Source organism: Bradyrhizobium sp. SZCCT0231 (assembly GCF_018130245.1).
Taxonomy (GTDB): Bacteria; Pseudomonadota; Alphaproteobacteria; order Rhizobiales; family Xanthobacteraceae; genus Bradyrhizobium; species Bradyrhizobium japonicum_F.
Genome location: NZ_JAFCKP010000018.1, coordinates 1 through 21,116 on the forward strand (window position 1 = coordinate 1; position 21,116 = coordinate 21,116).

General features: G+C 66.0%; 19 protein-coding genes. 8 read left to right on the plus strand and 11 right to left on the minus strand.

Annotated features, from left to right (window positions below):
* Positions 1-299: 299 nt before the first annotated feature.
* Positions 300-1,211 (minus strand): hypothetical protein, encoded by a 912-nt coding sequence (locus JQ566_RS29180; RefSeq protein ID WP_349643365.1) that lies wholly within the window; start codon positions 1,209-1,211, stop codon positions 300-302.
* A gap of 620 nt (positions 1,212-1,831) precedes the next feature.
* Here JQ566_RS29180 and JQ566_RS29185 point away from each other — a divergent pair.
* Both JQ566_RS29185 and JQ566_RS29190 read left to right on the plus strand, forming a co-directional pair.
* On the plus strand, positions 1,832-3,322 hold the full coding sequence (locus JQ566_RS29185; RefSeq protein ID WP_212378848.1) for an amidohydrolase family protein: 1,491 nt from the start codon (positions 1,832-1,834) through the stop codon (positions 3,320-3,322).
* 3 nt (positions 3,323-3,325) lie between these two features.
* A complete protein-coding gene (locus tag JQ566_RS29190; protein ID WP_212378850.1) occupies positions 3,326-4,255 on the plus strand; it encodes a CobW family GTP-binding protein in 930 nt (309 codons plus the stop codon).
* A gap of 15 nt (positions 4,256-4,270) precedes the next feature.
* On the opposite strand, the gene JQ566_RS29195 is transcribed toward JQ566_RS29190, so the two are convergent.
* From JQ566_RS29195 to JQ566_RS29205, 3 genes are all read right to left on the minus strand, one after another.
* Entirely contained in the window at positions 4,271-4,666 is a 396-nt protein-coding gene (locus JQ566_RS29195) for a GFA family protein (RefSeq protein ID WP_212378852.1), read from the minus strand.
* Position 4,667: 1 nt separating this feature from the next.
* Entirely contained in the window at positions 4,668-5,039 is a 372-nt protein-coding gene (locus tag JQ566_RS29200; protein WP_212378854.1) for a hypothetical protein, read from the minus strand.
* A gap of 108 nt (positions 5,040-5,147) precedes the next feature.
* Positions 5,148-5,525: a tautomerase family protein gene (locus JQ566_RS29205; protein ID WP_212378855.1), complete on the minus strand. Its 378-nt coding sequence runs from the start codon at positions 5,523-5,525 to the stop codon at positions 5,148-5,150.
* Positions 5,526-5,683: 158 nt separating this feature from the next.
* Here JQ566_RS29205 and JQ566_RS29210 point away from each other — a divergent pair, with 158 nt between their 5' ends.
* Complete coding sequence (locus tag JQ566_RS29210; protein ID WP_212378857.1) at positions 5,684-6,280, plus strand: TetR/AcrR family transcriptional regulator; 597 nt, start codon at positions 5,684-5,686, stop codon at positions 6,278-6,280.
* A gap of 3 nt (positions 6,281-6,283) precedes the next feature.
* Here the strand turns inward: JQ566_RS29210 and JQ566_RS29215 are convergent, their stop codons facing one another.
* The 7 genes from JQ566_RS29215 to JQ566_RS29245 all read right to left on the minus strand — a co-directional run bounded on the left by JQ566_RS29215 (position 6,284) and on the right by JQ566_RS29245 (position 12,218).
* Complete coding sequence (locus JQ566_RS29215; RefSeq protein WP_212378859.1) at positions 6,284-6,754, minus strand: hypothetical protein; 471 nt, start codon at positions 6,752-6,754, stop codon at positions 6,284-6,286.
* An 11-nt stretch (positions 6,755-6,765) separates the two neighbouring features.
* Positions 6,766-7,266 carry a hypothetical protein gene (locus JQ566_RS29220; RefSeq protein WP_212378861.1) on the minus strand — a complete coding sequence of 167 codons (501 nt, stop codon included), beginning with the start codon at positions 7,264-7,266 and terminating at the stop codon, positions 6,766-6,768.
* Positions 7,267-7,486: 220 nt separating this feature from the next.
* The gene (locus JQ566_RS29225) at positions 7,487-8,386 is read right to left on the minus strand and encodes a polysaccharide deacetylase family protein (RefSeq protein WP_212378863.1); all 900 of its coding nucleotides are present in this window, start codon (positions 8,384-8,386) and stop codon (positions 7,487-7,489) included.
* A gap of 2 nt (positions 8,387-8,388) precedes the next feature.
* Entirely contained in the window at positions 8,389-9,198 is an 810-nt protein-coding gene (locus tag JQ566_RS29230) for an ABC transporter permease (RefSeq protein ID WP_212378865.1), read from the minus strand.
* Positions 9,188-10,045 carry an ABC transporter permease gene (locus tag JQ566_RS29235; RefSeq protein WP_212378867.1) on the minus strand — a complete coding sequence of 286 codons (858 nt, stop codon included), beginning with the start codon at positions 10,043-10,045 and terminating at the stop codon, positions 9,188-9,190. The genes JQ566_RS29230 and JQ566_RS29235 overlap by 11 nt, the downstream gene beginning before the upstream one ends.
* The gene (locus JQ566_RS29240; RefSeq protein ID WP_212378868.1) at positions 10,046-11,095 is read right to left on the minus strand and encodes an ABC transporter substrate-binding protein; all 1,050 of its coding nucleotides are present in this window, start codon (positions 11,093-11,095) and stop codon (positions 10,046-10,048) included.
* A 16-nt stretch (positions 11,096-11,111) separates the two neighbouring features.
* Positions 11,112-12,218, minus strand: a complete 1,107-nt coding sequence (locus JQ566_RS29245) for an ABC transporter ATP-binding protein (protein WP_212378870.1) — start codon at positions 12,216-12,218, stop codon at positions 11,112-11,114.
* A gap of 200 nt (positions 12,219-12,418) precedes the next feature.
* Between JQ566_RS29245 and JQ566_RS29250 the strand changes: the two genes are divergently transcribed.
* The 5 genes from JQ566_RS29250 to JQ566_RS29270 all read left to right on the plus strand — a co-directional run bounded on the left by JQ566_RS29250 (position 12,419) and on the right by JQ566_RS29270 (position 21,068).
* Entirely contained in the window at positions 12,419-13,189 is a 771-nt protein-coding gene (locus JQ566_RS29250; protein WP_212378872.1) for a GntR family transcriptional regulator, read from the plus strand.
* A 1-nt stretch (position 13,190) separates the two neighbouring features.
* Positions 13,191-13,847 carry an aspartate/glutamate racemase family protein gene (locus JQ566_RS29255; protein WP_212378874.1) on the plus strand — a complete coding sequence of 219 codons (657 nt, stop codon included), beginning with the start codon at positions 13,191-13,193 and terminating at the stop codon, positions 13,845-13,847.
* Between the two features lie 146 nt (positions 13,848-13,993).
* Positions 13,994-15,715, plus strand: a complete 1,722-nt coding sequence (locus JQ566_RS29260) for an AMP-binding protein (RefSeq protein ID WP_212378876.1) — start codon at positions 13,994-13,996, stop codon at positions 15,713-15,715.
* Between the two features lie 12 nt (positions 15,716-15,727).
* Complete coding sequence (locus JQ566_RS29265) at positions 15,728-19,033, plus strand: acetyl-CoA carboxylase family protein (protein ID WP_212378878.1); 3,306 nt, start codon at positions 15,728-15,730, stop codon at positions 19,031-19,033.
* A gap of 172 nt (positions 19,034-19,205) precedes the next feature.
* Positions 19,206-21,068 (plus strand): sigma-54-dependent Fis family transcriptional regulator, encoded by a 1,863-nt coding sequence (locus JQ566_RS29270; RefSeq protein ID WP_212378880.1) that lies wholly within the window; start codon positions 19,206-19,208, stop codon positions 21,066-21,068.
* Positions 21,069-21,116: the final 48 nt, after the last annotated feature.

Genomic DNA, 21,116 nt, shown 5'->3' on the forward strand with positions numbered 1-21,116 from the left:
CTGGAATTTGGCGCCGCCGCACGAAAGCCTTCGTCTGGCGCGCACTCGTCTCAAGCTGCTCAGCTCCACCCAGCTGCGCAACCACTCTCGTCCAGTCCTCGTTCAGAAGCGATTCGTCTGCCATGCCCCTTGGAATCACGTGTGATTCCAACACTCAAGAATAAACTTAACGCCTATGCGGTCTTCCCTGCGCCCTTTCCTTGGAGGGGGTGTGAAGCGGAGCATAGCTCGGGCAGATCATGCCGCGAGAACGAGAGCGCGTACGGGCTGCAATGGACTTCCGTTGGCACCATTTCCACTCACAGTGCTTCGAGCGCCCTGCGCGACGCCGCCATCGGCAGCCAGTCCGGAATGCGGCGCTTGGCGAGCCAGTATGGCCGCCACAGCGACACCCAGCTTTCGCGATCCAGCGGCGCGGTTTCCCAAGCATGTTGCTTCATGTCGATCTGCGACAAGTCGTGCTTGTGCAGCCATTGACGTGCCGCCCACCACAGCTCCTGCGATGCCGTCGCATTGCCGGGACCTTCGAGCTCGACGATGTTCGGCAGCGGATCGCGGTAGCGGCGCGCGATCCGCAACGTCGCGACCCGTTCTCCGTCTTTCCGAATGCTCCAGAGCCGCGACCGATTGTGTGCGAGGTCGCCGCCATAGGAGTTGAGGCAATTCCGCATCGCCTTTGCCTCTTCGGTGATGGCGGCAATGGAATCCAGCGGCACGAATTCGTAACCTGCCATCCGGCCGGGCCGCAGCCACATGTCGGCGATCGGCAGGCGGCCGAGGTTGGTGTGCAAGGCAACGATCGTTCGCCAATCCTCTGCGGCCGAACGTGCGGCATCGATCCGCAGGTCCGGCGTCCACGGCCTCTCGATCAGATCGTGCCCCAATGTCGTGGGCTGAGAGGAAAACCACGCCCAGAGACAGATGAGCCGCAACCGCGCAGTCCTCACACGCTGTGGCTCGCGGACGAACTCACGCGCAATCCACGCAGCCATCGGCTCATGCGCGAGCTCGGCGGTGTCGGCGACGAGCTGAAGCCAGCACGGCGCGAGCTTGAGCGAGCGCGGAAGGTGGTTCGCGATCTGTCGGCGAAACAGCTCGCCGTCAGGCAAGCGCGGGACCGGGCGCACGAATGCCTCCGGCGGCAGCTTGCGCAGCCACATGGGCAGATCGGCAGGTGCGGCGACCTGCGCGAGGGGAGCGCCGTCGACCACGCATGCTATCGCGCGTGCTGGATCGAGCCGTGTCCGCGGAACAGCCAGCGCGAAGAGGAGCGCGGGAAAGCTCGCGGCGAGGTCGGCCAAGCGCGGGTGCCGCGCGGCCAGGGCACGTACGGCGTCCTGGAAACGCGGATGATATCGCCGAAGCCGCCTTTCGAGCAGCTCGGAACGTCCGGCCACCTGACAAGGGGCCGGCAGGACATTGAGTATCATGACACAAGTTCGCAATCGCGCGCCGACAGGCCGCGGAAAATTCGATCTGTTGTAGGGTTTTGTGATCTCACCCGGGTATCGATCCCGGGGGACGCGCTAGGTATCGCGCGGCGAACCCGGGAAGCGTGCAGTCGTAGACACGGTCGCCTCCAGAAATTGAAATTGCGTGCATCCCATAGCTTGGCATTGGCGAAGTTGCAACCCGAGACTGCATCCTGTCTGCACGCTTTCGCGATAGCTGCGCGGCAATACGCATGCAGTATCGGCATCCGCAGCGGTGGTCGTTCTCTCCAGAATCTGCATCATGCGCGCCGGGACGGTCCTGCGATGTGGCCGGTTTCATCCTCCGAAGCTGCCGGGACTTCGGGGGCCTTTGGCTTTCAGCTTTTCGGAGTGACGAGATGAGCGGTTTGGTGATCTCTGGCGGCCGGGTGGTGGATCCCGCGAGCGGGATGGACGCCGTTGGCGACGTGGCGGTGGTGGATGGCAAGATCGCCGCCGTCGGCACGGGCCTCGGCGGCGCCGAGCGGGTGATCGACGCCACTGGGCTCGTGGTCGCCCCCGGCTTCATCGATCTGCACGCCCATGGCCAGTCGATCCCGGCCGACCGCATGCAGGCGTTCGACGGCGTCACCACGTCGCTCGATCTCGAGGCCGGCGTGCTGCCGGTCGGGTCCTGGTACGAGCGCCAGGCGCGGAAGGGCCGCGTGCTGAACTACGGTGCCGCCACCAACTGGGCCTTTGCCCGCATCGGCGCGATGACGGGCTCCAATGCGGAGAGCTCGCTGGAAGCGTTCGGCAACGCCATGCGCGATCGCCGCTGGATGGACAACGTCGCAACCGATGCGGAGGTATCGGGCATCCTCGAGCGCCTCACCCGCGGCCTCAACGAGGGCGGCATCGGTATCGGCATCCTGAACGCCTATGCGCCGGGCGCCGGCGTGCAGGAGCTGACCGCAGTGTGCCAGCTCGCTGCGAAGCAGGACGTGCCGACCTTCACCCATGTCGCCTTCATGTCGCGCATCGATCCCGAGAGCGCGGTTGAAGCCTATATCCGCCTGATCGGCTATGCCGGCGCCACCGGCGCGCACATGCACATTTGCCATTTCAATTCGTCGAGCAAGACCGACGTCGAGCGCTGCCGCGTGCTGATCGAGAAGGCGCAAGGACAGGGCCTGCCGATCACGGTCGAGGCTTACCCTTACGGCACCGGCTCGACCGTGCTGGCCGCCGCCTTCTTCAGCGATCCCCAGTTCGTCGAGCGCAACGGCACTGCTTACGATTCCGTGCAGCGCGTGACCGACGGCTACCGCTTCCACGACCGCGAGGAGTTGCTCAAGGCTCAGGCCGAAGAGCCGTCCTCGCTGGTGCTCTGGCACATCCTCGACACCGAGAACAATGCGCATCACCGCGACCTGCTCGACATGTCGGTGCTCTATCCCGGCGGCGCGATTGCCTCCGACGCAATGCCGTGGACGCTGTCGGACGGCTCGACCTATACCGGCGATGCCTGGCCGCTGCCTGATGATGCGACCTCGCATCCGCGCTCGGCCGGCTGCTTCACGAAATTCATCCGCGAATGGGTGCGCGAGCGCAAAGCCGTGTCGCTGCTGGAAGGCGTGCGCAAATGCGCGCTGACCCCGGCTGAGATCCTCTCGCAGAGCACGCCCGCAATGCAGGCCAAGGGCCGGCTTGCGAAAGGCGCGGATGCCGACATCGTCGTGTTCGACTTCGAGAAGCTCAGCGACCGCGCGACCTTCACCGCGATGAACCGCCCGTCGGAAGGCGTGCGGCATCTCGTCGTCAGCGGCCAGGTGCTGATCAGCGACGGCGTGCTGGACGTGGCGGCGCGGCCGGGCAGGCCCGTGCGCCGCCCCGTCGTCGAGGGCTGACCCATGCCGGTCCCCATTCTCCTGGTGACGGGCTTTTTGGGGGCCGGCAAGACCACGGTCGTGAACCATCTGCTGGCGCATGCGGAGGGGCGGCGCATCGCCGCCGTGGTCAACGATTTCGGCGCGATCAACATCGATGCGGAGCTGATCGCGGGCGCGAGCGATGGCGTGGTCAGCCTTGCCAATGGCTGCATCTGCTGCTCGCTCGAAGGCGATCTGTTGCGCACGCTGTCGACGCTGCTGCGGCGTGATCCGAAGCCCGACCATATCGTCATCGAGACCAGCGGCGTCGCCGATCCCGCCGACATCGTGCGCAATCTGATGGACCCGGTGATCCTGCGCGAGGCGCCGCTGGAGACGGTGCTCTGCGTCATGGACGCGACGGCGCCGCCCGCCGCCCTCGACGACGCGCTCCAGCGGTCGCAGTTGCGCGTCGCCGACATCGTGGCGTTGAGCAAGCTGGATCTGGCGGACGAGGGCGCGGGGGTGCGGATGCGCGCGGCCATCCGCGCGCTGCGTGTTCCCGCCGTCGTGGTCGATGCGCAGCATGGCGAGATTCCGGCCGCGCTGCTGTTTCCCGCGGATGTCGATCGTGCACCCGCGCCGCGTGAGGTCGGCCCGCGGCGGCCGGCAGAAGAGCGCTTCGAGACGCTGAGCTGGACCTCGGATAAGCCGGTCTCGTTGCCCCGCTTGCAGCAGGCCATCAACAGCCTTGCGCCGAAGCTGGCGCGCGCCAAGGGACTGTTCGAGAGCATCGAGCGGCCCGGCCGCATGATAGTGTTTCAGTTCGCCGCCGGCCGCGCGACGCTGGCGCCCGGCGATACGCCGGCACCGGGCGTGGCGCGGACGCGGATCGTCTTCATTGCCGAGCTCGGCCTTCTCTCGAAGGCGGAGCTCGACGGCATCATGGAGGCGTGCGTTGCAGCGGAGTGAAGCCCGCGTGGCGTCTCAATCCTCCACGGGCAATCCATTCCCATGGACATACCATTCCGCGCGCGATGCCCACTGCACATGCCGGTCGGGCGTCGCTCCCAGTTTCTCGTCGAACGCGCCGGCATGGATGATCGCTTCGCGCCCGCTGCGGGTGAGGTGCGGCATCGGGCTGCCGCAGGTCTTGCAGAATGCGGTGGCAAAGCTCCGCGCGTTGGGTAGGTCGAAGCGCACGACGGATGCTTCACCGCGCAGCCATCGCAGCGCCTCTGCCTTCACGATGACCTCGCAGGAATGCGCCGTCCCGGTCGCCTTGCGGCAGCGCGAGCAATGGCAGTTGAGGAAACGGTCGAACGGACCATCGACCTCGAAGGCGACCTCGCCGCACAGGCAGCTGCCGCGGAACGCCACCATCTCATTCAACCTCCGGCTCGGCCGGGCTCTCGGCCGTCTCGTCCGCATGGATCGGGGGAGCACCGTGGGCGCCGCGCAGTTGGATCATCGTGTCGATCACGTCGACGTCGATCTTCAGCATGTCGAGGTCGCGCGTCATCTCGCGCACCTCCTGGCCCTTGCGCGCCAGCTCCTCCGACACGTCGACCGCCATCCTGCGTTCGGTCACACCGCCGGACGTGTTGACGAACAGCTTTGCGCGCATCCATTCCAGCCGCGCGCGCTGGGTGTCGCGCTCGAATTTCTTCTCTGCGTAGCGGCGCCGCGCCTCGGCATAGGCGCCGATCAGCGCGGTCTCCGGCAGGCTCCACAATTGCTCGACCGACATGGTCATTCCGTTCAGGTCCCGGGTTCGGCTCGGCGGAGGCTTGCTCCGCACCCCATCAGACCCTTCCGGCCGGCAATTCTCAAGAGGGCGCCGGCGATTCCGCGCTCGGCCGTTTCAGGCGAATTGCGCGACGCCGTGCCCGACCGACCAGTTCTCCTTGGGGACGTCGAGCACGTTCACGAACACGTCCTCGGGCCGGATGCCCGGGCTCTCGCCGAGCCGCTCGGCGATGCGCCGGTACAGCGCCTTCTTCTGCTCGGGGGTGCGCGAGGCGAACACGGTGATCTGGATCAGCACGGCGTCCTCGCTGCGCGTGACGCCGTAGGCATTGCCGCAGCGGAAGTTTGCGGGCGAAAGCTCGCTGATGGTCATGAACTCGTCGCCTTCGGGCACGTTCAGCGCCTCGCGCATGGCGCGGTAGAGACTGTCGAGGATGGCCTGACGGTAGGCGTCCGGCTTTCCGGCGCGCATCGAGATGTGGAGGAGAGGCATCGTACGTCCCTCTGCATGCGGGCCTGATCGGCCAGGCACATGATCCGCGCCGGCCGTCGGCTTATTGACGAAACGGGATATCAATCCCAATTAGTTTTTGACGTGGCGTCAAGAAAACATGTTCTTGACGTCGTGTCAAATACTTTGAGGAGCAACATTTGAGACCGCGCGAGTTCGACCATGACGATGTTCTGCGCATCGCGTTCGACCAGTTCTGGCGCAAGGGCGTCCGCGGCACCTCGCTGTCGGACATCGCGCGCGACGCCGGCGTGCAGCGCGGCAGCCTCTACAATGCCTTCGGCAGCAAGGAAGCGCTGTTCCTGCAGGCCTATGAGCGCTACGCGGGCGACTATCTGCTCGCCCTGCAAAAGGCGCTCGGGACGGGGTCTTTGCGCAAACGCCTCACCGCATTCTTCGACCTGACGATCACCAATTTCCGATCCGGCTCGCCGCCGCGGGGATGCCCGACCACGCGCGGCCTAATGGAGCTCGGCGCGGCGGAAGGCGAGGGGCTGGATGAAGAAGCGCGCCAGGCCTTCGCGCACCTCATCTCGCGCATCACCGCGCTGGTTCAGGACACCTTGTCGGCCGGCGCCAAGCGTGGCGAGTTCAAGGGCAATCCGGCGGCCGCAGCGCTGCACATCATCACGGTGACGCGTGGCCTCGCCGTGCTCGAGCGCGCCTATGGCGACGAAGCCCAGCTGCGCAAGATCGCAAGCCACACGATCGATCTCGTGCTCGAGAAGGGAGGTTAGGTGTCAGCAGCAGGCCAGCGCGTTGACCGCCCGCGTGGTCGCATCCTCTTTCCCGGAGCCGACGAACTGGCAGACCACGGACTCGAGTTCCCCAGGCTGCTTGTTGCGGGCGACCGCCAGCAGGCGCATCAATTCCGCCTCGTCCTTGGAAAGGCGCCTGCAGGACGGCGGCATGAAGCACAGCTCGCATGGCCGGCCGCCGCGCAGGATCCTGACGAGGGCCGCGGCCCGGGCGACCAGCAGCGGACTGTCGGCGATGCCGGGCGCCTCGTCGGCAAAGCGATAGGCCGCTTCCCAACAATCGGAGGCTCCGGTCGCATAGGCCGCTCCGATGAAGCGGAACAGCGACAGCGCGACGCGGCAGAAATCATCGTAGCTCTCGACGCTTCGTGGCGCCGCAAGCGCGGCCTGGAGCGGACAGAGCTGCGACTGGCCGGCGTCCGATGCCACGGAATCGCATGCATCCTGCATCATGAATGTTCTCGTCAATGCAGCGTGGGGCTTCCGACCAGCCAGCTCTGCATCGTCATCATCCGGTCATGGTCGAGAGACCGCACGTGCCGGTCGGGCAGGATGAGACCGGCCGTGCGGAAGATCGTTGCAAGCCCCTGGACCGGCGCGAGCGCCCAATCGGCGCCGACCGGCGGCAGCCAGCGCTCGAACTGTTCGCGGGCGACATCGACGCGGTCCTGTTGTGCCGCGGCGATGGCGCGCAGAATTCCGTGCTCGCTGTCCGACATGCGTGGACAAGTCGGGCAGTGCACTTCGATGGCGGTATGGGCCGTGCAGGCGAAGATCTCGATGATGGACTCCAGCGAGGGCACGGCGTCGCCGACGCGGAAATGGTCGTACACCTGCTTGATGTCGGCTGCGGTGGGAACGGCGCCTCCATTGCGTGCCTTCGCCCGAAATCCCCAGATGAAGAGCCGCTCCGCTGCGCTCAGCGCGGGGAGGTCGAGGTGCCCGGTATGTGTCGATTGATGCATGGAGCCTCCGGCCTTTGGCTGCGCCCACGCCAGCGCTGGCGCGGATGATCTGCGCCGATCGTTCTGCCAGAGACCTCTCCAAGTCAACGCTCGGAGAGGCGATGTCGAGGTGTTCTAGATTGGAAGAATTCGTATCTCCGATGCTGCATGCCGGCAGCTCTCCCGCGGAATTGCGGGGCAAAATATCTCCGGCGTCACGGAGGCGACCGCGGAGACCGGCCTAGCGCGCGACTTCACGAAAATGCGCCGCGATGTCGGCGCGTGTTGCGACCCAGACCCGGCCCTCCAGCCGCGCCAGCTCGGCCAGAATGGTCTTCACCGCGCGGAAGCGCGCAGGTCGGCCGCAAATGCGCAGGTGAAGGCCGATCGATAGCATCGCCGAACGACCGCGCTCGGCCTCCTCGACCAGCGTCCCGAGTGCGGCGCTGACATAGTTCGAAAAATCCTCCGGCTGCACGAACCCGTTCGGATGGAAGAACTTCATGTCGTTGGTGTCGAAGCCGTAGGGCAGGACCAGCATCGATCCCCGTGGCGACCGGCTCCAATAGGGCAAATCGTCGTCGAGCGCATTGGAATCGTAGGCGAAGCCGAGCTCGGTCAGGAGGTCGCGGGTCCACGCGCTCTGGCTGCCGCGTGACATGAAGCCGACCGGCGTGACGCCGGTCGCACGCGCAATGACGTCGCGCGTCCTTTCGATGTCGCGACGCTCGGTCCCGGCATCGCCATAGAGCGTGTGCGGCAGCCAGCGCCAGCCATGCACCGCCGGCTCGTGGCCGGCCTCGACCACGGCGCGGGCAAGCTCAGGCACGCGCTCGACGGTGCGGCCGCACATCATGAAGGTGGAACGGACTTTGGCCTCAGTGAAGGCATCGAGGAAGCGCCACAGGCCGGCGCGCATGCCGTAGTCGAACACCTGTTCCTGCACGAGATCGCGCACGCCCGGCGGCGAAGTCGAGGCGACCTCGCCATAGCGCTCCGTCTCCGCATCGCCCTGCTCGATCGCGAGCTCGGCGCCTTCCTCGAAATTCACCACCAGCGACACCGCAACGCGGGCGCCGTTGGGCCAGACGATGCCGGGTCGGGCTCGGCCATATCCGCGAAGATCGCGTTCGATCGGCATGGTCAGCGGCTCCCGATCTGGCGGCTGACGCCGCCGAAGATCTCGGCGCAGACGAGGCCGGCCAGAGTCAGCAGCACGATGACGCCGGAGACCGCGGCGACGCGCACGTCGAGGCTGCCTTCGAGGATGGCCCAGAGCTTGATCGGCAGCACCTCGGTCCGCGCATCGGCCAGGAACAGCGACACTGGCACATTATCGAACGAGGTGAGGAACGCGACGAAGCAGCTGGCGACGATGCCGCGGCGGATCAGCGGCAGCGTGATACGCCGGAAGGTGTACCAGCGGCTGGCACCCAGGCTGAGCGAGCAGGTGACCAGCACCGGATTGAGCTGCTGTACCGAGGCACCGACCATCCGGATCACGAAGGGCACGCAGATGATGGTGTGGCCGAGCACCAGCGTTGCCGCCGACAGGCGGATGCCGAGCAGGTTGAAGACCAGCAGCAGCGACAGGCCGAATGCCATTGCGGGCAGCACCATCGGAGACATAAACAAGGCATCCAGGGCGCGTGCGATCTTGAGCCTGCTGCGCGCGAGCCCAAGCGCTGCCGCGCCGCCCAGTATCGCGGAAAGGATCGTCGCTGCCGCGGCAACCTTGAGGCTGGTCAGCGCGGGCTCGATGATTTCCTGCGATTGCAGCAGTTCGACATACCAGCGCAGCGACCAGCTCGGCGGCGGGAATTTCAACGTGATACCGCCGGTGAAGGAAATGATCAGCACGACCAGCGTCGGCGCCAGCAGCAACAGCATGCCGAAGCCGGTGATCGCACCAATGACGCCGGAATAGACGCGGTCGACGAGACTACGCTGCATCGACGCCTCGCACGTAGCGGCGGGAGAGTGCGCCGATGGCAAAGACGATGCCGGTCACCGCCAGCGTGAAGATCAGCGACAGCGCCGCCGAGAACGGCCAGTCCTGCACGCCGACCGCCTGCTGGTAGATGTAGGACGGCATCAGGATGAGGCGGCCGCCGCCGACCAGCGTCTGGGTGATGAAGGCGGTCGCAGCGGCGGCGAAGACGAGCAGCCAGCCGGCGATGGCGCCCGGCAGCGTCAGCGGCAGGATGACGGTGATGAAGATGCGGGCGCGGCTTGCGCCGAGCCCTTCCGCCGCGCGCGTCAGATTGCCGTCGAGCCGCAGCAGGCTGTTGATAACAGGCAGCGCCATCAGGGGGAGCTGGATCTGCGTCAGGGCCAGAACCATGCCCTCCCAGGTGTAAAGCAAGCGAGCCGGGGCTTGCCAGAGCCCCAGCGACAACATCGCCGAATTGACGATGCCGTCGCGGCCGAGGATGACGATCCAGGCGAAGGTGCGTACCACCGTGCTGGTCAAGAGCGGCAGCATGATCAGGAAGGTGATCAGGGTGCGCATGAACTGGCCGCTCGCGACATAGACCAGTGCGAGCGGGTAGGCGAGGATCAGCGTCGCCAGTGCGACCTCCGCCCCCAGCCAGAGCGTGTCCGTCAGCACCTTGATGCTGAACGGATCGGAGAAGAACCGCAGATATTGCGCCAGCGACAGTTCCGCGAACTGTGGCGTGCGGAACAGGCTGATCGCGACAAGCGCAATCAGCGGCAGCACGAAGGCGGCCAGGAACAACGCCGCCAGTGGAATCACCGGCGGCATTTGTCGCGATGCGCTCGTGCTTGCCGGCGTCATTCAGATCTTCACTTCCTTGCTGAAGCGCGTGATCCATTCGCCGCGCAACGGCTGGAACTTGGACCAATCGAGCAGCACGTTGTTGGCGACGAGGTCGTCGACGCTCTTGGCAACGGTGAGGTTGGCGCCGGTCAGCGCCACCTTGCCGTTGGTCGGCATCATCATCCAGGGCGCCGCCTCGAGCCCCTTTTGCGCCTCGACCGACATCACCGTGTCGAGATAGTCCAGCACCGCTTTCGGATCCTGGCTGTTCTTCACGATCTGCGCGCTGGTGCGGATCACGACGGCGCCGGATTTCGGCTTGGCGAAGGCAATGTCGACGCCCTTGGCGGCGAGCAGCGCGACGTTATTCCAGAAATTGAAGGCGATATCGATCTCGCCTTGCTGGAACAGCGCAGCCAGCGCGCCGGGCGAGGCCGCGATCGCACCGACGTTGGGCAGCAGCTTCTTGATGGCCTCGAAGGCCGGCTCGATATTGGTCTCGGAGCCGCCGTTCAGCTTCGCGATCTCGACCATGAAGGCGGTGCCGAGGCTCGAGCCGAGCCCGGTGATGCCGACGCGCCCCTTGTATTCCGGCTTCCAGAGATCCTCCCACGAGGTCGGCGGCGTCGTGATCTTCTTCGGATTGTAGGCGATGCCGATCAATTGCACGGTGATGACGGGGGCGTAGCCGTCGGGATGGCGAAACACGCTCGGGATGTCGGCATATGACTTCGACTGCTCGACCGGAAACTTCTCCAGCACGCCGCTCGCGATCGCCGGGATCAGCGGTCCCTCGTCGAACAGCACGACGTCGAAGGGCGGCGTGTTGCGCGAGGCCTGGATCTTGCCGATCTGGTCGACGCCGAGCAGGGGCGTAAAGGTGACACCGCCGTCGCTCGACTTCTTGAAGGCCGGCCCGACCACCGAACGGAAGGCTTCGTCGAAGCTGCCGGGATAGGTCGTCGCCACGATCGAGGAAGCCGCGCGCGATGATGTCGGCCAGCCCAGGCTTGCCGCCGCAAGTGCGGCCGAACCTGAGGTGAGCAGCGATCTCCGGGATAGGCTCATGTCAAACACTCCTTTGCTAATGCTTGGAAACGTCGTCGACCGGCGTGCTGAAGATGCTGACGCGCGAGACATCGGAGATCGCGAGCCAGGCCGTTTCCCCGGCTTGCGCCTTCGCGACGCCGGCGGCGCGCGCCTGGCTGATCTTCACGGCCTCGCCGCTCGCGGTGACGCCCTCTGTGACGCTGACGGCGCCGAGCGGCACGGTGGCGCGGATCGTGATGGGGATGGCGCCGGGCCGTTCGGCGCCGAACGCGATGTTTTCAGGCCGGACCGAGATCGTCACAGGCGTGCCGCGCCGGCGCTGAACCGAACGGCCGAGATCGATCTCGGGCCCGGCGTCCAGCTGCACGCGGTCAGCGTCGGTAACGGTGCCGCGCAAAAGATTGGTGTGGCCGATGAAGCTCGAGATGAACAGGCTCGCGGGGCGGTCGTAGAGCGCGTCCGGGCTGTCGATCTGCTCGATGAGCCCCTTGTTGAGCACGACGATGCGGTCGGCCATCGACAGCGCTTCCTCCTGGTCGTGCGTGACGATGATGGAGGTGACGCCGAAGGTCTTCAGCAGGCTCTTGATCTCGATTTGCATGTCGAGGCGCAGATTCTTGTCGAGCGCCGAGAACGGCTCGTCGAGCAGGACGAGGCCCGGATCGATCGCAAGCGCCCGGGCCAGCGCCACGCGCTGCTGTTGCCCGCCGGACAATTCTCCGGGAAGCCTTCGCGCGAAAGCCGCCATCTGCGCGAGGCCGAGCATCTGTTCCACCTTCGCGGCGACCTCGGCGTTCGGCCGCTTGCGTGCGCGCAGTCCGTAGGCGACGTTCTCGAATACGGTCAGATGCGGAAACAGCGCGTAGTTCTGGAACACCATGCCGATGCGACGCCGGTTGGCGGGGATGTGCTCGACCCGCGCGCCGTCGAAACGGACCTCGCCCTTGGACGGGCGCAGGAAGCCGGCGATGATCTGGAGCATCGTGGTCTTGCCGCAGCCGGAGGGCCCGAGCAGCGCGATCAGCTCGCCGGCCGCGACGGTGAGATTGATCTCGTCCAGCGCGACCGTCGCGCCGAAGGCGTGGCCGATGCCCCTCAGATCCAGCGAATGTCCGCGTACGTCGCTCAACGCCAGCTCCATCCTTCGCGTTGCCCTGCGCGAAGGGAGTTAGCAATCGCCGTGCCAGCGCGATCCATTCGTTAAGGCATTGCAGACGTTGTGCTAATTTTTTGGCGCCAAATATTGGCGCCAATTATCTGTATATATTGTGGACATTGTGTTGTCGTGTTTGTATAAAAAATGGGCTGCGGCAACGTTCCAGAATCTTGTAAAAGCGACGGATGAAGCGAACCCGTCCCCTCAAGCGCAAGCCGAAGCGCTCCGAGCCGAAGCACAGGGAGCCGGAGGCCGTCGATCCGCGCAGCATCGACGACGATCCGGTGGTGCAGGGCATCTTGACCGCAATCAGCCAGAAGCGGCTCAAGCCCGGCGCCAAGCTCGGCGAGGACAGGCTTGCAACGGCGTTCGGCACCACGCGGATTCACATCCGCCAGGCGCTATCCCATCTCGCCTCGCGCAAGGTGGTGATGCAGATCCCCAACCGGGGCGCCTTCGTGTATCGGCCGAGCTGGGAGGAGGCGCAGGATATCTTTGCCGCGCGCCGCATCGTCGAGACCGCGGCTGTGAGCGCCGCGATCGACCGGCTGGACAAAACCGGCAAGGCCGAGCTGAAGGCGCATATGGAGCGCGAGGCGCGCCACGATCGCAACGACCGCTGGGCCTCGCTGTCGCTGACGGCGGAATTCCACATTCTGGTCGCCAAGCTCGCGGGCAACCGCGTGCTGCTGGAAATGTCGCGCGAGCTGATGCTGCGGACGTCGCTGGCGATCGCGACCTTCGAGCAGCCGGGCGAGCCGGATTGCTCGCCCGACGCGCATCCCGACATTGGCGCGTTGATCCTCGCCCGCGACAAGGCCGGCGCGATCCATGCCATGCGTCATCACATCGAGGAGATGGAGCAGCGGATCCGGCCGAAGGAAGGCGAGGACGAGGTCGACGAGCTCACCGCGATCTTCCGGGAGATCGGCGCGCGAGTGCGGGCGGGGGGATAGCATGGCCGGCCGGCGCATCCTTCTGATCAATCCAAACAGTAATAAGGCGACCACCGCGATGATGGTGGCGATTGCCAGGTCTTCTGCCGGCGATGGTTTCGACATTGTCGGCGCCACGGCGAAGCGTGCGCCCACGATGATCGTGTCGGCGGATGCGCTGGAGACGGCTGCGCCGGAGGTCGAGGAGATCGCGCATGCCAACAGCTGTGAGTGCGACGGCATCATCGTGTCGGCATTCGGTGATCCCGGTCTCGCCGGGATCAAGGCGGCGATGAAGCTGCCGGCCGTGGGCATCGGCGAATCCGCGATGCTGGAAGTTGCCGAGAACGGTCGCCGGTTCGGCGTGGCGACCACGACGCCGCTGCTGAAGGCGAAGATCGATGCATTGCCGGAGACCCTGGGATTGCGATCGCACTACACCGGCACGCGCTTTGCCGACGGCGATCCGCATGAGTTGATCCTCGATCCATCGCTGTTGCGTACCGCTCTTGCCGGCGCGGTCGAGGCCTGCATTGCGCAGGACGGAGCGGAGGCGGTGATCATCGGCGGCGGGCCATTGGGTGAAGCGGCACGCGAGCTTCAGCCGATGTTCACCGTGCCGGTCATCGCGCCGATCCCGACAGCCGTGCGGCGGATCATTCGTCTCGTCACGGTGTAGCGAGATTTTTCCGCGTCGCGGCATCGGCCGTGCTGCGGAAAACTGTTTTCCTTGACATGAACTCTGCCGTGCTCGACGTGTAACGATGCCGAGCGACGGCACGTTGCGTGCCGCCGCGAAAGGAAAAACAGCACGGGAAAGACGCCATGAGTGCAGGCCTCAACGAGAAGGATTACCTCGCCGCCTTGCGGGGCCTGTGGGACAAGGCCTGGCCGAAGGACATGCCGCGCTCGCCGAACTATCTGCACGGCGAAGTTCCCCTGACGGAATATCTGCGCGCCTGGGCGAAGCGCAGTCCCGCGCGACCCGCCGTGATCTTCTACGGGCATGTCACCACCTACGCCGATCTCGACCGGCAGAGCGACAGCTTCGCGGCGCTGTTGCAGGCGAAGGGCGTGCGCAAGGGCGATCGTGTCGCCGTCTTCCTGCCGAATTGTCCGCAATTCCACATCGTATTCTTCGGCATCCTGAAGCTCGGTGCGGTCCACGTCCCCGTCAGCCCGCTGTCGCGCGCCTTCGAGCTGTCTTACGAGCTCAACGACACCCAGGCCGACGTGATCGTGGCGCTGGACCAGCTCATTCCCGTCGTCGAGCAGGTGAAAGGCGAGGTGCGGCTGCGCGAGGTCATCGTCACCAGCTTTGCCGATGTGGTGCCGGCAACGCCGGCATTTCCGACACCCGACTCGATCCGCGCACCGCGTATCGCGGTCCCGGGCGCGACCGATCTGTTGCCGGCGCTTGCGGCGATGCCGGCACCCACGCCGCTGCCGCCGCCCGGCCTCGATGATGTCGCCGCGCTCAACTACACCGGCGGCACCACCGGCATGCCCAAGGGCTGCGTCCATACCCATCGCGACATGGTCTATACGGCGGCCGCCAATTACGGCATCTCGGTGCTGTCGGACGAGAGCAGCGTATTCTTGTCGTTCTTTCCGGAGTTCTGGATCGCAGGTGAGAATTTCGGCCTGATCTTCCCGCTGTTCTCCGGCGCGACGCTGGTTCTGCTCGCGCGCTGGGACGCCGTCGGCGCCATGGCCGCGATCGACAAGTACAAGGTCACGATCACGGCAATGCCGGTCGACGGCGCGGTCGAACTGATGGACCATCCGCGCTGGAGCGAGTTCGACCTGTCGTCGCTGAAGCAGGTGCGCGTCGTTTCCTTCGTCAAGAAGCTCAATGCCGACTACCGCAAGCGCTGGAAGGACCTCACCGGCACGATCCTGATGGAGGCCGCCTGGGGCATGACCGAGACCCACACCTCCAACACGTTTACCGCCGGTTTCCAGGACGACGATTTCGATCTCAACAACCAGCCGATCTTCGTCGGCCTGCCGGTCCCCGGCGCCGAGTTCAAGATCACCGATTTCGAGACCGGCGCGCTGTTGCCGCTCGGCGCGGAAGGCGAGATCCGCGTGCGCACTCCATCGCTGCTCAAGAGCTACTGGAACAAGCCGGAGGCGACCGCGGAGTCGCTGATCGATGGGTGGCTGCGCACCGGCGACATCGGCACCATCGACAAGGACGGTTTTCTGCACTTCCTCGGCCGCCGCAAGGAGATGCTCAAGGTCAAAGGCATGAGCGTATTCCCGCCGGAGATCGAGGCGCTGCTCGGGCAGCATCCGAAGGTACTGGGCTCGGGCGTGGTCGGGCGCGACGATCCCGACAAGGGCCAGGTGCCGGTCGCCTATATCCAGCTCAAGCCGGAGGCGGTCGGCACCATCTCCGCGGAGGGTTTGCGCGCCTGGTGCGCCGAGCGGATGGCCGTCTACAAAGTCCCGGAAGTGCGTATTATCGAAGCCCTGCCGCTGACGGCGACGGGCAAGGTGAAGAAGCAGGACCTCAATCCGAATCTTCCTGCTGCTGTCTGAGTGAGAGAGACGATGTCGTTCAAGAAGCTCCTGATTGCCAATCGCGGCGAGATTGCCATCCGCATCGCGCGCGCGGCGGCCGACGCCGGCATCGCGACAGTTGCGATCCATCCCGCCGACGATGCGCTGTCGCTGCACGTGCGCGTTGCCGACGAGGCGGTCGAGATCCCCGGCCGCGGCGCCCGGGCTTATCTCGACATCGAGGCCGTGGTGAAGGCCGCGAAGGCTGCCGGTTGCGATGCCGTGCATCCCGGCTACGGCTTCCTCAGCGAGAATGCAGCGTTCGCGAAAGCCTGCGCTGACGCCGGCATCGTCTTCGTCGGGCCGAAGGCGACGGCACTCGAACTGTTCGGAGACAAGGTTGCGGCCCGGCAACTGGCAAAGCGCTGCGGCGTGCCGATCATTGCCGGCACCAGCGGGCCGTCGAGCCTCGAGGAGATCACGGCGTTCTTCGCCTCGCTCGGCAGCAACGCTGCGATCGTGATCAAGGCGATGGCCGGCGGCGGTGGCCGCGGCATGCGCATCGTCGAGAATGCGTCCGATCTCGCCGAGGCCTATGCACGCTGCCAGTCGGAGGCCAAGGCTGCGTTCGGTTTCGACGGCGTCTATGCCGAGCGGCTGATCCGGCAGGCGCGTCACATCGAGGTCCAGGTCATCGGCGACCGCCATGGTGCGATCTCCCATCTCTGGGAGCGCGAATGCACCATCCAGCGTCGCCACCAGAAGCTGATCGAGGTGGCGCCGAGCCCGTCGCTGAGCGATCCCTTGCGCGGCCGCATCATCGAGGCGGCGAAGCAACTGGCGAGTGCGGCGTCTTACGACAATCTCGGCACGTTCGAGTTCCTGGTGGATGGCACCGCCGAGGACAGCTTTGCCTTCATCGAGGCCAATCCGCGGCTTCAGGTCGAGCACACCGTCACGGAAGAGGTGCTCGGCCTCGATCTCGTTCGCGCCCAGCTCGCGGTCGCTGCAGGCAGCACGCTGGCCGCGCTGGGTCTTGCGCAGGGATCGATCCCGAAGCCGCGCGGCCATGCCATGCAGCTTCGCGTCAACATGGAGACGCTGGATGAGACCGGCGCGACGCATCCGACCGGCGGCGTGCTTGCGGTGTTCGAGCCGCCGTCGGGCCCGGGCGTCCGCGTCGATAGCTTTGGCTATGCCGGCTACAAGACCAGTGCGGCCTTCGATTCGCTGCTGGCCAAGGTGATCGTGCACACGCCGGGCGAGGCCTGGCATGACGTGGTCGCAAAAGCCTCGCGCGCCTTGCGCGAGTTCCGGATCGACGGCGTCGTTACCAACATCGCCTTCCTCCAGGCGGTGCTCGCGCATTCCGATTTCAGGACCAACCGCATCGCGACCGATTTCATCGACCGCAATGTCGCAAAGCTCGTCGATGCCGCCGACGGCGCGGCCAAGCCGCTCTACTTCGCCGCGACCGAGCGCAGCGGTGGCGACGGCGCGGAGGCGCGCGTTGCGCAGGCCGTGCCGGAAGGCGCGGTGATGGTCGCGGCCCCGTTGCAAGGAACCATCGTCACCATCCAGGTGAAGCAAGGCGAGATCGTCCGCCCCGGCCAGCAGCTCGCCGTGATCGAATCCATGAAGATGGAGCATCTGGTCATGGCTGAGCAGGGCGGCCGCGTCATGAAGCTCGTCGCCGGCGACGGCGTCACGCTGTTGCATTGCGAGCCGATCCTGTATCTCGAGCCGCTCGACGTCGCCGCTGATAGCACGGCGGCGGAAGCCGATGTCGATCTCGATCACATTCGCCCCGATCTCGCCGAGCTGATCGCGCGCCAGGCCAACACGCTCGACGACAACCGCCCCGCCTCGGTCGAACGCCGCCGCAACACCAACCAGCGCACCGCGCGCGAGAATGTCGCCCAGCTCGTCGACGACGGCTCCTTCATGGAGTACGGCAGCCTTGCGATCGCGGCGCAGCGGCGCCGGCGCAAGCTCGACGATCTCATCAAGAACACACCGGCCGATGGCCTGGTCATGGGCGTCGCCACCGTCAACGCCGAGAAATTCGGGCCGGAAGGCGCACGCTGCATCGTCGTGGCCTATGACTACACCGTGCTCGCGGGCACGCAGGGCCACATGAATCACAAGAAGATCGACCGCATGCTGACGCTCGCGGAAGACTGGCGCGTGCCGATGGTGTTCTATGCCGAAGGCGGCGGCGGCCGGCCCGGCGATACCGACCGGCTCGGCATGACCGGCCTCGACGGCCCGTCCTTCGTGCAGTTCGCAAGGCTCTCCGGCCTGGTGCCTGTCGTCGGCGTCGTTTCCGGCTATTGCTTTGCGGGCAATGCCGCGATGCTCGGCTGCTGCGACGTCATCATCGCCACCAAGAACGCCTCGATCGGCATGGGCGGTCCCGCCATGATCGAGGGCGGCGGGCTCGGCGTCTACCACCCGGCCGAGGTCGGCCCTGTTGCGTTCCAGTCGCCGAACGGCGTCATCGACATCCTGGTCGAGGACGAAGAGGAGGCGACATCCGTCGCGCAGAAGTATCTGTCCTATTTCCAGGGCGCGGTGACGGAGTGGGAAGCCGCCGACCAGCGCCTCTTGCGCCGCGCGATCCCTGAGAACCGGCTGCGCGTCTACGACATCCGCAGCGTGATCGACCTCGTCGCCGACAAGGACAGCGTGCTGGAGCTGCGCCGCGATTACGGCGTCGGCATGATCACCGCGCTGATCCGCATCGAAGGAAAACCGTTCGGCCTGATCGCCAACAATCCGCGCCATCTCGGCGGCGCGATCGATGCCGATGCCGGCGACAAGGCCGCACGCTTCCTCCAGCTGTGCGACGCCTTCGATCTGCCGATCGTCTCGCTTTGCGACACGCCAGGCTTCATGGTCGGCCCCGAAGCGGAGAAGACTGCGATCGTGCGCCACGTCTCGCGCATGTTCGTGACCGGCGCGAGCCTCACCGTGCCGCTGTTCGGGATCGTGCTGCGCAAGGGCTATGGCCTGGGGGCGCAGTCGATGATCGGCGGCGGCTTCCACGCCTCGTTCTTCACCGCGGCCTGGCCGACAGGCGAGTTCGGCGGCATGGGCCTGGAGGGCTATGTCCGCCTCGGCTTCCGCAAGGAGATGGAGGCGATCGCCGATCCCGAAGAGCGCGAGACCTATTACCGCAACAAGGTCGCCGAGCTCTACGCCAACGGCAAGGCGGTCTCGATCGCATCCGTGTTCGAGATCGACAACGTCATCGACCCCGCCGAGACGCGGCGGTGGATCATGGCGGGCCTGCGCTCCGTGCCGAAGCCGTCGGCGAGGACAGCGAAGAAGCGGCCGTGCATCGACACGTGGTGAGGGCGGTGCAGCAATTTTGATGATTCACTCCCCGTCATTCCGGGTTCGATGCTTCGCATCGCCCCGGAATGATGAGAAGAGACAGCACACCGAGTCCCCGTTCCCGGTTCCCGATTGACATCCCCGCCTGTGGTGCCAGACTTTGCACAATAACAGGGTGGAGACGTCCGCGATGGCCAGCCTTTCGGCCTCGAATCATGTCGCCCGTGTCTTGTCCGTCGCCAATCAGGTTACTGACCGCTTGGCCGACGTCGATGCCTCTTCGCGGATCGCCAATTCCTGGCGGCGGTGCCTCGTCAATCACAAGCTCGATCCGGCCCGCCAGGGCCCGCCGCAGACGCTGACCGAAGCCGAAATCCGGCATGTCGCCGAACCGATGGAGGAGACGATCAGGCTCGCAATGCCCGAGCTCGACGATCTCGCTCGTGTGCTGCGCGACGCCGGCTACTGCGTCAATCTCGCGGATGCGAACGCGACCATGCTGTTCAGCCGCCTGCCGGGCGAAGCCGACGCAAGGATGTTTCTGGACTGGAAGATCTACACCGGCTCGAATTTCGCCGAGACGTTCGAGGGCACTAACGGGCTAGGGACCGCGCTCGCCGAGGAGAAGCCGATCCTGGTGCATCGCGACGAGCATTTTCGGGCGCAGTGGCACATGTTCTCCTGCGCCGTGGCGCCGCTGTTCGACCAGGCCGGGCGGCTCGCCGGTGCCATCAACATCACCTCCTGCCGCGAGGATCTGGAGCGCGCCGCACATCAGCTCGCGCTCGCGGTGACGATGGAGGCGACGCGGCGGATGGAAGGCGCGATCTTCCGTGGCCATTTCCGCAACGCCTGGATCGCCACCGTGCCCGGGGACGGCGGCAGTGGCCTCATCGCCTATGACGACGACCGGCGCGTCGTCGGCGCCTGCCGTTCCGCGCGTGCCCTGCTGGGTCTCACCGACGGCATGATCGCCTCCGGCATCGATCTGTCGCGCTACGTCAAGTTCGATCATCATGCCACGCATGGTACGGATGAACTCGTCGAGCTGCGTCGCGCGGATGGCAGTCCGTTGGGCCAGGGGCATGTCGCCCCGCCGATGCGTGCAAAGGCGCATGCGCCGCGCCGCGATGCGCCGGTCGACCGCTTCGATGCGCTGCATCGGCTCGCCGGCCGCGATCCCGGCCTGATCAAGAGCGTGAACCGGCTCGCGCGCATCGGTGATCACAATCTGCCGGTGTTGCTGCATGGCGAGACCGGCGTCGGAAAGGACGTGTTCGCGCGCGCTATTCATGCGGCGAGCAATCGTGCGCGCAACAATTACGTCGCACTGAATTGCGCGGCGATGCCGGAGAGTCTGATCGACGCCGAACTGTTCGGCTACGAGGCCGGCGCCTTCACAGGCGCGCGGCGCGAGGGCTCGAAGGGCCTGATCGTGCAGGCCGATGGCGGCACGCTGTTCCTCGACGAGATCGGCGATATGCCCATTGCGCTCCAGACGCGCCTGCTGCGCGTTTTGGAAAACCGCGAGGTCTGGCCGCTCGGCGCGCTCAAGCCTGTCGCCGTCGACATTCGCCTGATCAGCGCCACCCACCGCGATCTCGGCCGCATGGCGGAAGAGGGTGCCTTCCGCGCCGACCTCTATTTCCGCCTGCGCGGCATGGAGGTCCGCCTGCCGGCCCTGCGCGAGCGTGCCGACCGCGCCGACATCATCCGCCAGATCGCGCGCGAGGAGGCGCCGAATTGCCGGCTGTCGGACGAGGCCTGGTCGCAGCTCGCGGCCTATCCGTTCCCCGGCAACATGCGCCAGCTCCGCCACGTGCTCCGGCTCGCGGGGTGCACGGCGGAAGACGGTGTCATCGCCGACACCGACCTCGATCTGCCACCGTTTGGTGGGCGGGCTGCGGAGCCCGATCTCGAAGCGGCCGAGCGCGCGACGATCGTCGAGGCCCTGCGCAAGCACGGTGGCCGCGTCACCGAGGCAGCGCACGCGCTGAAACTCAGCCGGGCCACGCTCTATCGCAAGATCAAGCAATTCAAGATCTCGTTCTAGCGCGCTCGCGGGCCCCTGCTGGAACCCGGACGCGGCCCGGCGCCTGAT

What these genes read in the sequence shown, in the direction of transcription:
- JQ566_RS29185 (WP_212378848.1), top strand. Translation starts at nt 1,832, where the DNA reads ATGAGCGGTTTGGTGATCTCTGGCGGCCGGGTGGTGGATCCCGCGAGC.
- JQ566_RS29190 (WP_212378850.1), top strand. Translation starts at nt 3,326, where the DNA reads ATGCCGGTCCCCATTCTCCTGGTGACGGGCTTTTTGGGGGCCGGCAAG.
- JQ566_RS29195 (WP_212378852.1), bottom strand. Translation starts at nt 4,666, where the DNA reads ATGGTGGCGTTCCGCGGCAGCTGCCTGTGCGGCGAGGTCGCCTTCGAG.
- JQ566_RS29200 (WP_212378854.1), bottom strand. Translation starts at nt 5,039, where the DNA reads ATGACCATGTCGGTCGAGCAATTGTGGAGCCTGCCGGAGACCGCGCTG.
- JQ566_RS29205 (WP_212378855.1), bottom strand. Translation starts at nt 5,525, where the DNA reads ATGCCTCTCCTCCACATCTCGATGCGCGCCGGAAAGCCGGACGCCTAC.
- JQ566_RS29215 (WP_212378859.1), bottom strand. Translation starts at nt 6,754, where the DNA reads ATGATGCAGGATGCATGCGATTCCGTGGCATCGGACGCCGGCCAGTCG.
- JQ566_RS29220 (WP_212378861.1), bottom strand. Translation starts at nt 7,266, where the DNA reads ATGCATCAATCGACACATACCGGGCACCTCGACCTCCCCGCGCTGAGC.
- JQ566_RS29225 (WP_212378863.1), bottom strand. Translation starts at nt 8,386, where the DNA reads ATGCCGATCGAACGCGATCTTCGCGGATATGGCCGAGCCCGACCCGGC.
- JQ566_RS29230 (WP_212378865.1), bottom strand. Translation starts at nt 9,198, where the DNA reads ATGCAGCGTAGTCTCGTCGACCGCGTCTATTCCGGCGTCATTGGTGCG.
- JQ566_RS29235 (WP_212378867.1), bottom strand. Translation starts at nt 10,045, where the DNA reads ATGACGCCGGCAAGCACGAGCGCATCGCGACAAATGCCGCCGGTGATT.
- JQ566_RS29240 (WP_212378868.1), bottom strand. Translation starts at nt 11,095, where the DNA reads ATGAGCCTATCCCGGAGATCGCTGCTCACCTCAGGTTCGGCCGCACTT.
- JQ566_RS29245 (WP_212378870.1), bottom strand. Translation starts at nt 12,218, where the DNA reads ATGGAGCTGGCGTTGAGCGACGTACGCGGACATTCGCTGGATCTGAGG.
- JQ566_RS29250 (WP_212378872.1), top strand. Translation starts at nt 12,419, where the DNA reads ATGAAGCGAACCCGTCCCCTCAAGCGCAAGCCGAAGCGCTCCGAGCCG.
- JQ566_RS29255 (WP_212378874.1), top strand. Translation starts at nt 13,191, where the DNA reads ATGGCCGGCCGGCGCATCCTTCTGATCAATCCAAACAGTAATAAGGCG.
- JQ566_RS29260 (WP_212378876.1), top strand. Translation starts at nt 13,994, where the DNA reads ATGAGTGCAGGCCTCAACGAGAAGGATTACCTCGCCGCCTTGCGGGGC.
- JQ566_RS29265 (WP_212378878.1), top strand. Translation starts at nt 15,728, where the DNA reads ATGTCGTTCAAGAAGCTCCTGATTGCCAATCGCGGCGAGATTGCCATC.
- JQ566_RS29270 (WP_212378880.1), top strand. Translation starts at nt 19,206, where the DNA reads ATGGCCAGCCTTTCGGCCTCGAATCATGTCGCCCGTGTCTTGTCCGTC.